The organism is Brevundimonas sp. DW-iso22, assembly GCF_058725425.1.
This window is the reverse complement of sequence record NZ_JBZXEB010000007.1, coordinates 51,844-64,321: the sequence shown is the minus strand read 5'-3', so window position 1 is coordinate 64,321 and position 12,478 is coordinate 51,844. Positions and strand designations below refer to the sequence as shown.

The 12,478-nt window shown below is 67.1% G+C and carries 13 protein-coding genes; 4 read left to right on the top strand and 9 right to left on the bottom strand.

The window, feature by feature from the left end:
• Nucleotides 1-3 precede the first annotated feature (3 nt).
• Together AC4PRM_RS12680 and AC4PRM_RS12675 are read right to left on the bottom strand one after the other, a co-directional pair.
• The gene (locus AC4PRM_RS12680; RefSeq protein WP_492040144.1) at nucleotides 4-666 is read right to left on the bottom strand and encodes a DsbA family oxidoreductase; all 663 of its coding nucleotides are present in this window, start codon (nucleotides 664-666) and stop codon (nucleotides 4-6) included.
• 39 nt (nucleotides 667-705) lie between these two features.
• Nucleotides 706-987 carry a DUF427 domain-containing protein gene (locus AC4PRM_RS12675; RefSeq protein ID WP_492040143.1) on the bottom strand — a complete coding sequence of 94 codons (282 nt, stop codon included), beginning with the start codon at nucleotides 985-987 and terminating at the stop codon, nucleotides 706-708.
• Between the two features lie 129 nt (nucleotides 988-1,116).
• Here AC4PRM_RS12675 and AC4PRM_RS12670 point away from each other — a divergent pair, with 129 nt between their 5' ends.
• The 4 genes from AC4PRM_RS12670 to AC4PRM_RS12655 all read left to right on the top strand — a co-directional run bounded on the left by AC4PRM_RS12670 (nucleotide 1,117) and on the right by AC4PRM_RS12655 (nucleotide 5,489).
• A complete protein-coding gene (locus AC4PRM_RS12670; RefSeq protein ID WP_492040142.1) occupies nucleotides 1,117-2,301 on the top strand; it encodes an acyl-CoA dehydrogenase family protein in 1,185 nt (394 codons plus the stop codon).
• 4 nt (nucleotides 2,302-2,305) lie between these two features.
• Nucleotides 2,306-3,427: an acyl-CoA dehydrogenase family protein gene (locus tag AC4PRM_RS12665; protein WP_492040141.1), complete on the top strand. Its 1,122-nt coding sequence runs from the start codon at nucleotides 2,306-2,308 to the stop codon at nucleotides 3,425-3,427.
• A gap of 377 nt (nucleotides 3,428-3,804) precedes the next feature.
• Nucleotides 3,805-5,100, top strand: coding sequence for a homogentisate 1,2-dioxygenase (hmgA, locus tag AC4PRM_RS12660; protein ID WP_492040140.1), 1,296 nt, complete (start codon nucleotides 3,805-3,807; stop codon nucleotides 5,098-5,100).
• Nucleotides 5,097-5,489, top strand: coding sequence for a hypothetical protein (locus AC4PRM_RS12655; protein WP_492040139.1), 393 nt, complete (start codon nucleotides 5,097-5,099; stop codon nucleotides 5,487-5,489). The genes hmgA and AC4PRM_RS12655 overlap by 4 nt, the downstream gene beginning before the upstream one ends.
• A gap of 88 nt (nucleotides 5,490-5,577) precedes the next feature.
• On the opposite strand, the gene AC4PRM_RS12650 is transcribed toward AC4PRM_RS12655, so the two are convergent.
• From AC4PRM_RS12650 to hisF, 7 genes are all read right to left on the bottom strand, one after another.
• A complete protein-coding gene (locus AC4PRM_RS12650; protein WP_373256270.1) occupies nucleotides 5,578-5,877 on the bottom strand; it encodes a hypothetical protein in 300 nt (99 codons plus the stop codon).
• A 70-nt stretch (nucleotides 5,878-5,947) separates the two neighbouring features.
• Nucleotides 5,948-6,925: a glucokinase gene (gene glk / locus AC4PRM_RS12645; RefSeq protein ID WP_492040138.1), complete on the bottom strand. Its 978-nt coding sequence runs from the start codon at nucleotides 6,923-6,925 to the stop codon at nucleotides 5,948-5,950.
• 57 nt (nucleotides 6,926-6,982) lie between these two features.
• A complete protein-coding gene (gene edd / locus AC4PRM_RS12640) occupies nucleotides 6,983-8,875 on the bottom strand; it encodes a phosphogluconate dehydratase (RefSeq protein ID WP_492040137.1) in 1,893 nt (630 codons plus the stop codon).
• Nucleotides 8,875-9,594: a 6-phosphogluconolactonase gene (pgl, locus tag AC4PRM_RS12635; RefSeq protein ID WP_492040136.1), complete on the bottom strand. Its 720-nt coding sequence runs from the start codon at nucleotides 9,592-9,594 to the stop codon at nucleotides 8,875-8,877. Before pgl ends, edd begins: the two co-directional genes overlap by 1 nt.
• Nucleotides 9,587-11,044: a glucose-6-phosphate dehydrogenase gene (gene zwf, locus AC4PRM_RS12630; protein WP_492040135.1), complete on the bottom strand. Its 1,458-nt coding sequence runs from the start codon at nucleotides 11,042-11,044 to the stop codon at nucleotides 9,587-9,589. The genes pgl and zwf overlap by 8 nt, the downstream gene beginning before the upstream one ends.
• Nucleotides 11,045-11,072: 28 nt before the next feature.
• Nucleotides 11,073-11,699: a bifunctional phosphoribosyl-AMP cyclohydrolase/phosphoribosyl-ATP diphosphatase HisIE gene (gene hisIE, locus AC4PRM_RS12625; protein WP_492040134.1), complete on the bottom strand. Its 627-nt coding sequence runs from the start codon at nucleotides 11,697-11,699 to the stop codon at nucleotides 11,073-11,075.
• The gene (gene hisF, locus AC4PRM_RS12620; protein WP_492040133.1) at nucleotides 11,696-12,463 is read right to left on the bottom strand and encodes an imidazole glycerol phosphate synthase subunit HisF; all 768 of its coding nucleotides are present in this window, start codon (nucleotides 12,461-12,463) and stop codon (nucleotides 11,696-11,698) included. The genes hisIE and hisF overlap by 4 nt, the downstream gene beginning before the upstream one ends.
• Nucleotides 12,464-12,478: the final 15 nt, after the last annotated feature.

The following is a 12,478-nucleotide window of genomic DNA, read 5'->3' as shown; positions in this document are numbered from 1 at the left end:
CAGCTACGCCGCCGCCACCTTGCGCAGCGCCTCGGCGAAGACCTCGGCCGGTTGGCCGCCACTGATCAGATACTGGCCCTCGATGACGACGGCGGGGACGGCGGAGATGCCGCGGGCGCGCCACAGGGCCTGGGCGGCGCGGACCGCGGGCGCATACAGGTCGTCGGACAGGACCTCGACCGCGCGGGCCCGGTCCAGGCCGGCGGCCGCGGCGGCGTCGGCCAGCACGTCCGGATCGGTCAAGGACCGGTTGTCGGTGAAGTGGGTGCGGAACAGGGCCTCCTTCAGCGCGCGCTGGGCGGGGGCGCCGCCGGTTTCGTGCGCCCAGTGCAGCAGGCGGTGGGCGTCGAAGGTGTTCCAGATGCGGCTGTCGGGACCCATCCGCATCGCAAACCCCGGCCAGGCGTCCTCGGCCCGTTCGGTGATCATGGCGCGGTTGGCGGCCGACTGTTCGGGGGTGGAGCCGTATTTGCGGGCGATGTGCTCGCCGATGTTCTCACCCTCCGGGGCCATGCCGGGGTTCAGCTCGAACGGCTGGAAGGTGACGGTCGCCTCTATCCCCTCGGCCCGGACGGTGGCCAGCGCCTGTTCCAGCCCGCCCAGGCCGACCACGCACCAGGGACAGACCACGTCGGAGACGAAGTCGATGCTGAGGGTTCGGGTCATGCGAGGGCCTTGATTAGAGGGGGAGAGAGGGGGTGAGGGTCAGGCGACGGTGACGCCCTTCCAGAAGGCGATACGGCCCTTGATCTCCCTGGCCGCGTCCTTGGGCTCGGGATAGGTCCAGGCCGCGTCGCGGTTCTCCTGACCGTCCACGACGACGGTATGATAGCTGGCCGTGCCCTTCCAGGGGCAGGTGGATTTGGTGTCGCTGGGTTTCAGAACGCCGTCAGTGATGGCATCTGCCGGGAAGTAGTGGTTGCCCTCGACCACCACGGTGTCGTCGCTATGGGCAATCACCGTGCCGTTCCATGTCGCCTGAACCATCGTCGTCTCCTGTGAGGGGTGTGCCGGGGATATGGGGCCTTGGCCGGGTTTCGCCATGTGTCAAATCGTGGGTTCCGTTGTCAAAAAGGACCGGCTAACGTCCTCGCTCTGGAAGCAAGCGAGGCCGTCATGTCCGATCTGGAAACCTTCCGCGCCGAGACGCGCGCCTGGCTGGAGGCCAACTGCCCCGCCGAATGCCGCGGGCCGCTGGAGAACGAAGAGGACCGGGTCTGGGGCGGGCGCAACGCCACCTATCGGACCCCGGCCCACAAGCGCTGGATGGAGGTCATGGGCGCGCGCGGCTGGACCGCCCCGGAATGGCCGACGGAATATGGCGGCGGGGGCCTGAGCCGCGAGGAGGCCAAGGTCCTGGCCAGCGAAATGCGCCGCATCGACGCCCAGATGCCGCTGTCGTCCTTCGGCATCTGGATGCTGGGCCCGGCCCTGCTGCAGTTCGGCACCGAGGAACAGAAGAAGCGCTTCCTGCCCGAGATCGTGCGCGGCGAGATCCGCTGGTGCCAGGGTTATTCCGAGCCCGGCGCGGGGTCCGACCTGGCGGCCATCCAGACCAAGGCCGAGGATCGCGGCGACCACTGGATCGTCAACGGCCAGAAGGTCTGGACCAGCTATGCCGACAAGGCCGACTGGATCTTCTGCCTGGTGCGGACCGATCCGGACGCGCCCAAGCATCTGGGGATTTCGTTCGTCCTGTTCGACATGGCCAGCCCCGGCGTCTCGACCCGCCCCATCGTCCTGATCAGCGGCAAGAGCCCGTTCTGCGAGACCTTCTTCGACGATGTGCGGGTGGAGAAGGAAAACCTGGTCGGCACGCTGAACCGCGGCTGGGACGTGGCCAAGGCGCTCCTGGCCCATGAGCGGACGATGATCGGGGCCATGGGCAGCCTGGGGGCCGGACGGCCGCTGGGCCAGGTCGCGGGCGACAGCGTCGGGCTGGATGACGACGGGCGTCTGGACGACCCCATCCTCCGTGCACGGATCGCCGATCTGGACGTCGACATGGCCGCCTTCAACCTGTCGATGGAAAGGGTGGGGGATCAGGTCAAGGCGCGTCAGGCCCACCCCGCCATCGCCTCCATGCTGAAATACTATGGCTCCGAGCTGAACAAGCGGCGGCACGAGCTGATCATGGCCTCGGGCGGTTCGGATGCGCTGGAGTGGGAAGGCGAACGCTCGCGCGAGGGCACCGCCGCCCGCGACTGGCTGCGGACCAAGGCCAACTCCATCGAGGGGGGGACCAGCGAGGTCCAGCTGAACATCATCGCCAAACACCTGCTGCAACTGCCGGGAGCCTGAGACCTTGCCGCTGATCCTGACCGAAGAGCAGACCATGCTGAAGGAGGCCGCCGATGGCTTCCTGAACGAGAATGCGCCGATCGCCCATCTGCGGGCCCTGCGTGACAGCCACGATGCCGACGGCGTCTCGCGCGACCTGTGGAAGGCGTTCGGCGAGATGGGGTTTGCGGGGGTCATCATCCCCGAGGAGCACGGCGGCACCGGCCTGGGCGCGGTCGAGGCGGGCGTGGTGGCTGAGGCGTTGGGCCGGACCCTGACGCCGTCGCCCTTCATGGGGTCAGGCGTGCTGTCGGCCAAGGTGCTGATCGATGGCGGGTCGACCGAGCAACAGGCGGCCTGGCTGCCCCGCATCGCGGCGGGCGAGGCGATCCTTTCGCTGGCCGTCGACGAGGGGGCCAAGCATCGACCCTCGGCAATAGCCACCACGGCGGAGCGATCGGGCAATGGCTTCAAACTGAATGGAGCCAAGGGCTTCGTGCTGGACGGCCATATCGCTGACGCCATGATCGTGGCGGCGCAGACGGATGAGGGGCTGACGCTGTTCCTGGTCGATCCGAAGACGGCGGGGGTCGAGATCGAGCGCACGGTCATGGTTGACGCCCACAATGCGGCGCGGGTGACGCTGACCGACGTCGAGGTCGATGCGGACGCGGTGGTCGGTGCGGTCGATGGCGGCGAGGGGCTGCTGGAAGGCGCGCTGAACCTGGGCCGGGCCTGCGCGGCGGCTTCGCTGAACGGGGCGGGCGATCAGGCGTTTCAGGCCACGCTGGAGTATCTGCGGACCCGGAAACAGTTCGGCAAACTGATCGGCGAGTTCCAGGCCCTGCAGCACCGCTCGGCCCATCTGTTCACCGAGATCGAACTGGCCCGCGCCGCCGTTCTGGGGGCCTTGCAGCGACTGGATGCGGGACGCGAGGATGCAGGTCTGGCCGTCTCGGTCGCCAAGGCCAAGGCCGGTCGCGTCGCCGAACTGGCGGTGCAGGAGGCGGTTCAGATGCACGGCGGCGTCGGCATGACCGATGCCTTCGACGTCGGCCTCTTCATGAAGCGGGTGCGGGTGCTGAACGAACTGCTGGGGGATGCAGGGTTCCATACGGAACGGCTGGCGCGGGCCAAGGGGTTCTGAGGATGAAATCGGCAGGTGGAGTGGGGCTGATAATCGCGGCATTCGCGTCAGCAGGATGCTCCACTGTGCCCGCGACAGAACCCGCTGATGCCGCCCGACCGAGGGTGACGCTTGATTGCGTGAAACATCCGCTGCCCAGCCGGGATAGGGCTTTTGAACGGTGCGTTATCCTTTCGGTCGAGCCCGACACCGTGGCAACACGTGGCATTGCAGAGCGCTTTGTGAGCAATTTGCCCATCGCACGAACGCGCTCGCCTTCCGAAGACCTGATCGGCGCGCAAACCATCCGCGTTTCGGTCCGTCTCACCCCACAGGCATCGGCAGTGGGTGACGCGGCGGGAGAGCCCCGCTAAACCCTACGCCAAGGGAGAACGCCTATGACGCGAGCCAACGCGCCTGAATACATGTCCGGTTTCGGCAACCATTTCGCGACCGAGGCGGTGGCGGAAGCCTTGCCGGAGGGGCGCAACTCGCCGCAGCGGGTGCCGATGGGGCTGTATGCGGAGCAGCTTTCGGGGACGGCTTTCACCGCACCGCGGTCAGAGAACCGGCGGTCGTGGCTGTATCGCCTGCGACCCAGCGCCCAGCATCCGGCCTACAAGCCCTTTGCCCAGGGTCGCGTGCGGTCCGGGCCGTTCCACGATGCGCCGCCGTCGCCCAACCGGATGCGGTGGGACCCCCTGCCGATGCCCGATCACCCGACCGACTGGGTCGAGGGGCTGGTCACCTATGGCGGCAACGGCGATGCGGAGGCGGGAGCCGGGACGGGCATCCACCTTTATGCCGCTAACCGGTCCATGGTGGACCGGGTCTTCTACTGCGCCGATGGCGAACTGCTGATCGTCTCGCAGGCGGGACATCAGGTCTTTGTCACTGAGATGGGACGCATCGACACGCGGCCGGGCGAGATCGTCGTCATTCCGCGCGGGGTGCGGTTCCGGGTGGAGTGCGATGGCCCGATCCGGGGCTATGTCTGCGAAAACTATGGCGCGGCCTTCCGCCTGCCGGACCTGGGACCGATCGGTTCGAACGGCCTGGCCAATCCCCGGGATTTCCAGACGCCCGTCGCGGCCTATGAGGATGTGGATCGGCCGACCGAGTGCGTGCAGAAGTTCGGGGGGCGGCTGTGGACCACCACCTTCGATCACAGCCCGCTGGACGTCGTCGGCTGGCACGGCAATCACGCGCCCTACAAATACGACACCGCGCGGTTCAACACGATCGGCACGGTCAGCTTCGACCATCCGGACCCGTCGATCTTTACGGTCCTGACCAGCCCGTCCGATACGCCGGGCGTGGCCAACTGCGATTTCGTGATCTTCCCGCCGCGCTGGATGGTGGCCGAGGACACCTTCCGCCCGCCGTGGTTCCACCGCAACGTCATGAGCGAGTTCATGGGGCTGGTGACCGGGGAATACGACGCCAAGGAGGGCGGGTTCGCGCCGGGCGGAGCGTCCCTGCACAACTGCATGAGCGGACATGGTCCGGACCAGGCCAGCTATGACAAGGCGGTCGCGGCGGATCTGAAGCCGGTCAAGATCGAGAACACCCTGGCCTTCATGTTCGAAACCCGAATGCCGATCCGGACCACGGAATGGGCACAAACCAGTCCGACCATGCAGTTGGACTACGACGACGTCTGGACCGGATTCGACAAGGGACGAGTGGAATGAAGCGTATACTGATCGCGGCGGCAGCCCTGATGATGGCGGCCTGCCAACCCGTGCCGACCACCACACCGACCCAGACCGCCTCGACCGACACGCCGGCGGTGCAGACACCCGCGCCCGGCACGGATGCGGCCGCCTGTGCGGCCCGGGGCGGCAAGATGCTGCCGCAGGGACGGCTTCAGTCTTTGCAGTGCGTGGTGTCCTACGCCGATGCCGGTCGTCGCTGTACGGACGGAGACGATTGCCAGGGCGACTGCCGCATCGAAGAGGTCAATGGCGCGCCCGACGCCGGGTCCGCTGCCGTAGGCCAGTGCCAGGCCAACAGCACCCGCTTCGGCTGCTACACCACGGTCGAGGGCGGCAAGGCCGAGGCGACGATCTGCGTCGACTGACGACAGGCACGAAAAACCCCCGCCGCGATTGCGACGGGGGTCTTCACATCGTTCATCCGGTCAGGGACCGGTACGCGAACGCCCGATCTTACTGAGCGGGGGTGTTCGAGGTGGTCATGCCACCGTCCATGTTGCCGGCAGCGGCTTCCACGGCGTCGGCGCGTTCGTCGGCATTTTCCTGCACGGCGTCGGCCTGGGCGTTCAGAGCGTCTTGCGCGGCATCGGTCGTAGCGGCGTCAGCCTGGTTTTCCAGTTGGGTCGCTTCGACGTTGGCGTTCGCTTCAATGGCGTCGGCCTGTGCACCGGCTTCCTTTTCGGCAGCGTTTTCGCAGGCAGCGAGGCCAGCGAAGGCGAAGGTAGCGGCGGCGGCGATGATCAGTTTACGCATGAGTAGTTTCCTCCAGTGAGGCCGGAATAACGTCGCCGATCACAAACGGTTCACGCGCCCGTGAAGTTTTTCATCCGGCGTCCGAGAACGCCACGCGAGCCGCGCCCAGCAGGGCGGCGTGCTTGTGCAGGATCACCTTGGTCGGGATGGCGGCCATATAGTCAGCGAACCGGCCCTTGCGTTCGAACCGCTCGCGGAAGGGGCTGGCCTGAAGGAAGGGCAGGATGCGCGGTGCGATGCCGCCTGCGATATAGATGCCGCCGCGTGCGCCGGTGGTCAGGGCGATGTCGCCCGCCACGGCCCCCAGGACAGCGCAGAAACGGGCCAGGGTCGCCCCGCAGGCGCTGTTGGGGTTCTCCATCGCCTCGGTCGTGATCTGGGCCGGGTCGTCGATATGGGTTTCGCGCCCGTCGATCTCGGCCAGGGCGCGGTGCATGTTCAGCAGGCCGGGCCCACAGATCAGCCGCTCAATGGACACACGGTCATAGCGGCGACGCAGGATGCGCAGGATCTCGTCCTCGATCGGATCGCCCGGCGCGAAACAGGCGTGGCCCCCTTCGGACGGCATGGCGATTTCATTGCCATGAATATCGCGCGCCAGGGCCGAGACGCCGAAACCTGTGCCGGGGCCCAGCACGGCGATGGCGGAATGCCCCTCGCCCTCGTCCGGACCGCCTAGAGAAGCCAGCTGATCCTCCGGCACGACGGGGGCACCCCAGGCCAGAGCCTCAAAGTCGTTGATCAGTCTGACGGGGTTCAGGCCCAGGGTGGCCAGTTCGGTCTCCGAAACCTGCCAAGGCGAGTTGGTCAGGTCGATGGCTCCGTCGGTGACCGGCCCGGCCACGGCGATGACGCCGCCTGTCGGCTTGACCTCGCAGCCGTCGATGAAGGCCTTGACTCCGCCCAGGAAGGTCGGGTGTTCCGAGGCCGGAAAGCTCTCGTGATGCTCAAGCACGGGCTTGCCGTCGATCATGTGGGCGATGGCGAACCGGGCATTGGTGCCGCCGACGTCCCCGACCAGCAGGGTCTTGTCCCAGTTCACCGTCATCAGGCAGTCCTCACTAAGCTAGCCGACCGTTGCCCGGTCGTTGTGATCGTTTGGGGTTCAGGCGTCCACGGCCCGGTCGTTGACGTTGTTGTCGGGCGGCGTGTCTTTGTGGTCGGTCTGGCCGGGGGGCAGGCCAAAACAGACGCTGGCCCCTTCTTCGGCGGTCGAGACGACGTGACGGAAGGCTCCGAACAGTTCGCGGCCATAGCCCCAGGTGGAGCCTTCGGCATGGACCTTGGAGCGTGCGACGGGGCCGCGCCCGGCCAGATCGGGGATGTCGACCGTGGTCAGGACCCCGGCCTCGGCATCCAGGCGGATGATGTCGCCATCTCGAATGTTAGCGATCAGGCCCCCGGCAAGAGCTTCCGGCGAGACGTGGATGGCGGAGGGGGTCTTGCCGCTGGCCCCGGACATGCGGCCGTCGGTGACGAAGGCGACCTTGAAGCCCTTGTCCTGAAGGATGCCCAGCGCGGGCGACAGGCTGTGCAGTTCCGGCATGCCATTGGCGCGGGGACCCTGAAAACGAAGCACCACGATGACGTCGCGGTTCAGTTTCCCGTCCTTGAAGGCCTGAAGCGCGTCTTCCTGGGTCTCGAACACCGCGGCGGGGGCCTGGACGATACGGTTCTCGGGCTTGACCGCCGAGATCTTGATGACGGCCCGGCCCAGATCGCCCTGGACCAGCCGCAGGCCGCCCTCGCGGTCAAAGGGGTCGGAGGCGGGGCGCAGAATGTCCGTATCCAGACTTTCCGTGACGCCGTCTTTCCAGATCAGTTCGCCGTCCTGGAGGATCGGCTCCTGGAAATAGTGGTGGATGCCCTGGCCCATGACGGTGTGCACGTCGGAATGGATGTGGCCCGCGTTGGCCAGTTCGCGCGCCACGAAGGCGACGCCGCCGGCGGCCTGGAAGGCGTTCACGTCGGCCGAGCCGTTCGGATAGACGCGGGCCAGCAGCGGCGTCACGGACGACAGCTGATCCATGTCGGTCCAGTCGATGAGCACGCCTGCCGCCCGCGCCATGGCGACCAGATGGATGGCGTGGTTGGTCGAGCCGCCGGTGGCCAGAAGGGCCACGATCATGTTGACGATGGATTTCTCGTCGATGACGTCGGCCATCCGGCCCTCGCCACTGCGAGCCAGTTCGACGGCGCGCCTGGCGGCGGCGGCGGTCAGGGCGTCACGCAGGCCGGTCTCGGGATGAACGAAGGCGGTGGACGGCAGGTGCAGGCCACCCAGTTCCATCATCATCTGGTTGGAGTTGGCGGTGCCATAGAAGGTGCAGGTACCGGGGGAATGGTAGCTGCCGATCTCGCTGTCCAGCAGGGTCTGGCGATCGACCTGGCCCTGGGCGTACAGGGCGCGGACGCGGGCCTTTTCCGCATTTGGAATGCCGGACGGCATGGGGCCGGCCGGGGCGAAGACGACGGGCAGGTGGCCGAACGCCAGGGTGCCGATGAACAGGCCGGGCACGATCTTGTCACAGACGCCCAGGGCCATGACGGCGTCGAAGGCGTCGTGGGTCAGGGCGATGCCCGCCGACATGGCGATCAGGTCGCGGCTGAACAGCGACAGCTCCATGCCGGGACGGCCCTGGGTGACACCGTCGCACATGGCCGGGGTGCCGCCCGCGACCTGTGCCGTCGCACCGACGGTGCGGACCGCGTCGCGGATGACGGCGGGGAAGCGCTCGAACGGCTGATGCGCCGACAGCATGTCGTTATAGGCCGTGACGATGCCGACATTGGGCTTGGACCCGTCCATCGCCGTCAGCTTGTCGGCAATGGTCTGACCCGCGAAGGCATGGGCCCAGTTGGCGCAGGACAGCTTGGCCCGGCCCGCCCCGCTGTCGCGCGCGGCGTCCATGCGGCGGATGTAGTCGGCGCGGGTGGCGCGCGAGCGTTCGACGATGCGGGCGGTGACCTCGGCGACGACGGGGTGCAGGTTGGCCATCAGGCTTTCTCCGTCCACAGAACATCCAGCGGGACCTTGGCGGCGATCAGGGCGGCGATGGGCTGGATGGCGGGATCGCCCGCCGCTTCACGTTCGAAGACGTCGCGCTTGGCGGCACCGGTCAGGGCCAGAACGACACGCCGCGCCTGCATCAGATACGGCAGGTTGATCGACAGCCGCTCCAGGCTGGGGGCCAGGCCGTCGCGGCCTTGCGGCACGCCGAGAACCGTGGGCTTGAGCGTGGGCGACAGCAGCGTCTTCAGGGTCGGGCTGTAGGGGAACATGGAACAGATATGGCCATCCTCCCCCATGCCGAGAAGGACCGCGTCGAGACGGCCGTGCGGAGCCAGAGCCTGAGCCGCGCGGGCGGCGGCCCGGTCGACGGTGACCTCGGCATGATACAACGGCACGAAGGACGCGGCGGCGGCGGGACCGGTCAGCAGCGTCCGCTTGAGCAGGGCGGCGTTCGAGTCCGGCGAGGTCTCGGGCACATAGCGCTCGTCGATCAGGGTCACGGCGATGCGGGACCAGTCGAGGTCCGCTTCGGCCATCCGGGCATAGATAGGCGAAGGCGTCGAGCCGCCGGACCCTGCGAAGGTGGCTCGGCCTGTTTCGGACAGGGCCTGGCCAAGGGTGTCGATCAGAAGGGTGGCGCAGGCGTCGGCCCAGTCCGTGCCGGTGGCGAAGGCCCGGATGGCGGGTGCGGTGTGATCAGTCATTGCCGGTGTTCCAGCGCCGACCGGTCCGGTCCAGCAGAAGATCGGCCTCCGGTGGACCCCAGGTTCCGGCGACATAGTCCCTGGGCTTGAAGGCGGCACCTTCCCAGGCTTCGGAGACCTGATCGACCCATTTCCACGCCTGCTCGGCCTCGTCGCGGCGCACGAACAGGGTAGAGTCGCCTGCCAGGGCGTCAAGCAGCAGCCGCTCATAGGCGATGCGGCGGCGCGGCGGCTTGGCCGACTTGTCGTTCTGACCCCAGGACAGGGACATCTCGATGGGCTGAAGCTGCATGCGCTGGTCCAGCCCCGGCTTCTTGTTCATCACCGACAGCGAGATGTCTTCCTGTGGCTGCAGTTCGATGACCAGGCGATTGGCCTTCACTTGGCCCCGGTCGTTGTCGAAGATGGAGTGGGGCAGGGCCTTGAACTGGATGACGATCTCGGTGCGCTTTTCCGGCAGGCGCTTGCCTGTGCGCATGAAGAAGGGAACGCCCGCCCAGCGCCAGTTGTCGATGTCGGCGCGAATGGCGACAAAGGTCTCGGTGTCCGAATCCAGTCCGCGCTCATCGTCATAGCCCTTGACCGGCTGACCCTCGCTGGTGCCCGAAACATACTGGCCGCGCACGGTGACGCGCTCGGCCTCGTCATGGGTGATTGGGCGCAGGGAGCGCAGCACCTTGACCTTTTCGTTGCGGACCGAGTCGGGCTCAAGGTCGCTGGGCGGCTCCATGGCGACCAGGCAGAGTAGTTGGAGCATGTGGTTCTGGAGCATGTCGCGCAATGCTCCGTACTCGTCGTAATAGGGCCAGCGGTCCCCGACGCCGACGGTCTCGCCCACCGTGATTTGGACGTGATCGATCGACAGGTTGTTCCACAGCGGCTCGAAGATGGTGTTGCCGAAGCGCAGGGCGATCAGGTTCTGGACCGTCTCCTTGCCCAGATAGTGGTCGATGCGGAACACCTGCTGTTCCGAGAAGGCATCGGCGACGGCGTCGTCGATTTCGCGGAAGGTTTCCAGGTCGCGCCCGACCGGCTTTTCCAGCACGACGCGGTCGTCGGCCTCGGCCAGGCCGGCGGCGCGCATGGCGGTGACGATGCGGGCATACAGCGACGGCGAGACGGCCAGGAAGCTGGTGCAGGTGCCGGGGCCGACCTTGTCCTTGAGCGGTTTCAGGCTTTGCGCCGAGGTGGCGTCGACGGCCAGATAATCGAGGCGGGCCTCGAGTTTGGCCCATGCCGCATCGGACCAGGCGTCGTCTGCCCTGGCCTTGCTTTCGACCGACTGACGGACGCGGGCGACATAGTCGTCACGGCTTTCCTCGGAACGGGCCGCGCCGATGATCTTCAGATCGTCAGGCAGCAGGCCGTCATGCTCCAGATAGTAGAGCGAGGGCAGGAGCATCCGCAGGGCCAGATCGCCTCCGCCGCCGAACAGCACCAGTGCCGCCATCTGCGCTCCTTCTCTCTCGTCAGACCCTCTAGCCCTCAGGGTCTTTGGCCGGTTTTGCGCGTGTGGCCAACACGTCGAGCACGTCCTGAAACACCAAGTTACGCGATCGCAGCAGCACCAGCAGGTGATAGATCAAATCCGCGGCCTCGCTGGTCAGTTCCTCATCGGGACCGGCGGCCCCGGCGAGGGCCGTCTCGACCCCCTCCTCACCGACCTTCTGGGCGACGCGCTTGGGGCCCTCGGCGATCAGGCGGGCGGTCCAGCTTTCCGACGGATCGGCGGCCGCGCGTTCGGCGATGGTCTGTTCCAGACGGGCGATACGGCCCAGACCCGGCGCGTCCTCGTCGCCGAAACAGCTGACTCGGTTCAGGTGGCAGGCATTGCCGACGGGCCTGACCTTCAGCACCAGGGTGTCGCCGTCGCAGTCGGGCGTGATCGAGACGACATGCAGCCGGTCGCCCGAGGTCTCGCCCTTGCGCCACCGCCCGCCCCGCGAGCGGGAATAGAAGGTGGCTTCCTTTAAAGCGATCGTCTCGTCCAAGGCCGCGCGGTCCATATAGGCGAGCGTCAACACCTGCAGGGTGGCGGCGTCCTGCACCACCACGGGGATCAGGCCGTCGCCCTTGGCGAAGTCGAGGGTGTCTGGGTCGATCATAGTCTTACCTCTATGCCGTCGCGCTCGAGCTGGCGTTTCAGGTCGGGGATGGCCAGGGCACCGGAGTGAAAGACGCTGGCGGCCAGGGCTCCAGACACATCGGCCTGCTGGAAAACATCACGGAAATGCTCGGCCGCACCCGCGCCTCCGGAGGCCACCAGCGGAATGGTCAGACAGGCTCGGGCGGCCTGAAGCTGGGCGATGTCATAGCCGCGCCGCACGCCGTCCTCGTCCATGCAGTTCAGCACGATCTCTCCGGCCCCCAAGCCTTGCGCCTCCACGATCCAGTCCAGAGTGCGGCGGCCCGCGCCCCGGCTGGCGGTCGGGTCGCCGGTGTATTGGTGCACGACCCAGTCGTCGCCCGCGCGCTTGGAGTCCACACCCAGCACGACACATTGGGCACCGAAGCGGTCGCTCATCTCACCGATCAGATCGGGGCGTTCCAGGGCGGGGGAGTTGATCGAGACCTTGTCGGCCCCGTGGTCCAGACAGCGGGCGGCCTGTTCCACACTGCGAATGCCGCCCGCCACGCAGAAGGGGATGTCCAGCAGCCGGGCGATATCGCTGACCCAGTCATAGTCGAGGGTGCGCCCCTCGGGGCTGGCGGTGATGTCGTAGAAGACCAGTTCGTCGGCCCCCTGGTCGCGGTAGCGCGCGGCCAGTTCCGAGGCGTCGCCCATGTCGACATGGTCCTTGAAGCGGACACCCTTGACGACCCGCCCGTCGCGCACGTCCAGACAGGGAATGATGCGTCTCGCCGTCATTGGACGGCCCTTCTT

Coding starts and splice junctions, on each gene's coding strand:
- edd (WP_492040137.1), bottom strand. CDS start 8,875: ATGGCCAACCTGCACCCCGTCGTCGCCGAGGTCACCGCCCGCATCGTC.
- AC4PRM_RS12650 (WP_373256270.1), bottom strand. CDS start 5,877: ATGCGTAAACTGATCATCGCCGCCGCCGCTACCTTCGCCTTCGCTGGC.
- hisF (WP_492040133.1), bottom strand. CDS start 12,463: ATGACGGCGAGACGCATCATTCCCTGTCTGGACGTGCGCGACGGGCGG.
- AC4PRM_RS12655 (WP_492040139.1), top strand. CDS start 5,097: ATGAAGCGTATACTGATCGCGGCGGCAGCCCTGATGATGGCGGCCTGC.
- AC4PRM_RS12670 (WP_492040142.1), top strand. CDS start 1,117: ATGTCCGATCTGGAAACCTTCCGCGCCGAGACGCGCGCCTGGCTGGAG.
- zwf (WP_492040135.1), bottom strand. CDS start 11,044: ATGGCGGCACTGGTGCTGTTCGGCGGCGGAGGCGATCTGGCCCTGCGG.
- pgl (WP_492040136.1), bottom strand. CDS start 9,594: ATGACTGATCACACCGCACCCGCCATCCGGGCCTTCGCCACCGGCACG.
- AC4PRM_RS12680 (WP_492040144.1), bottom strand. CDS start 666: ATGACCCGAACCCTCAGCATCGACTTCGTCTCCGACGTGGTCTGTCCC.
- glk (WP_492040138.1), bottom strand. CDS start 6,925: ATGACGGTGAACTGGGACAAGACCCTGCTGGTCGGGGACGTCGGCGGC.
- AC4PRM_RS12675 (WP_492040143.1), bottom strand. CDS start 987: ATGGTTCAGGCGACATGGAACGGCACGGTGATTGCCCATAGCGACGAC.
- hmgA (WP_492040140.1), top strand. CDS start 3,805: ATGACGCGAGCCAACGCGCCTGAATACATGTCCGGTTTCGGCAACCAT.
- hisIE (WP_492040134.1), bottom strand. CDS start 11,699: ATGATCGACCCAGACACCCTCGACTTCGCCAAGGGCGACGGCCTGATC.